Source organism: Oleiphilus sp. HI0123, assembly GCF_001635315.1.
In genome coordinates, this window is sequence record NZ_LWGE01001559.1 from 1 (window position 1) to 1,362 (window position 1,362).

At 44.2% G+C, this 1,362-nt stretch carries 2 protein-coding genes; one reads left to right on the forward strand and one right to left on the reverse strand.

The genetic code is table 11. From position 1 onward, the window contains the following. Nucleotides 1-84 precede the first annotated feature (84 nt). Nucleotides 85-411 (forward strand): hypothetical protein, encoded by a 327-nt coding sequence (locus tag A3761_RS20895; protein ID WP_068515457.1) that lies wholly within the window; start codon nt 85-87, stop codon nt 409-411. On the opposite strand, the gene nhaR is transcribed toward A3761_RS20895, so the two are convergent. Further along, nucleotides 395-1,362 (reverse strand): transcriptional activator NhaR (nhaR, locus tag A3761_RS20900; RefSeq protein ID WP_231881274.1); only part of this gene is annotated, 968 nt, incomplete at its 5' end. The genes A3761_RS20895 and nhaR overlap by 17 nt on opposite strands.

Consider the following 1,362-nt stretch of genomic DNA (forward strand, 5'->3'; position numbering starts at 1 on the left):
CTTCGAAGTATTTATGAGTGAATAACTTATGGATACCTAGGGTAGTTGGTCGTTAGCATAGTAAAAAAACACGGAGTTGAAATTATGCTGTACCTAAATGTAAGTGAGCACGTAATGCGTAACTGGAGCAGAACAGTCGATCTTTACTATTCCTTTCACCTGAGTGGCATTAACACTGATATTGAATCAGTAAATCTGTTGATAGAGGAACGCCAACAAGAACATGATAATAGAGCTCTTTACTACTGTGAGCTGAATATTCACCCATGTGTAGGGGAGCACTTACAGCTAGCGGTAGAGAGCGAAAATTGTGGTGTCGCGATTGAACAGAGCTTTGCCAAAGCAAAACGTTATATGCTGCGCCGCATGCGCGGAATTTCAGATGAAGCGGCAGCTAAGATGCTTGGCTAATAGATGAAAAGCTTCGTCGTGCTGCATCGGTAATTGCAACGACAGCCGGATGTTTCAATTTTCGCTCTGGTGAAATAACAAAGAAGTGTTCGCTAACATTGTTTATCTCACCAATCGACTTAACGTTATACATGCGCTCAACTTGGCTTGCCATGGCTGATGGCGCAGGAAAAAAACCTGCACCGCCTTCGCCAAATGCTTTTAGCAATGCACTATCGTCAAACTCTGCGATGACATTTGGTGATATGTCTACCTGATCAAACCAATCATCCAAGCTTCTACGTAAAGCATGATCATTCAGAGGGAGAAGAACGGGTGCCTCATTTAGCAATTCAGGGAACTCTCCTGAATGTTGGTGCCGCAATTCGTCTGTGCCAAAGAAAGATAAGCTACTAGAACCTAGCTCATGGCTAAAGGCTTTAACATTGAGCCCGGTAGGAATACTGCGATCAGATAGCACCAAATCAAGTTTGTGAACGGCTAAATCTCCAAGCAAGCTATCTAGGTCGCTCTCCATACAGACGATTTTTACCGGATCATCTAGTTTCATAGCTGCTTCGAGAAGTTTATAAGCGATGAGTTTGGGAATGGAGTTTACGATTCCAACATTGAAAGTAATTGGTGCTCCGGGCTGCTTGCTTTTGACTCGTTGAGTAAGCTCAGCGCCCAGGCTGAATATTTCATCGGCGTATTGCTCAACCATGCGCCCCATCTCGGTGATAACTAGGCCGCGACCCACTCTTTGAAACAGAGGCTCACCGATAGTTTCTTCAAGCATTTTCAGCTGACCGCTGATTGTTTGAGGCGTTAAATGAAGAGACTCAGCTGCTTTTGCGACGGAGCCTTCTCGAGCGACGGTCCAAAAATATAGCAGGTGGTTGTAATTGATATGTCTCATGCTAAGCCCCCTAAGGTGTATTGACTGACAATCGTAATTCATCAATATTGCAA

Excerpts from the sequence above, each read along its gene's own strand:
- A3761_RS20895 (WP_068515457.1), top strand. The coding sequence starts at position 85 with ATGCTGTACCTAAATGTAAGTGAGCACGTAATGCGTAACTGGAGCAGA.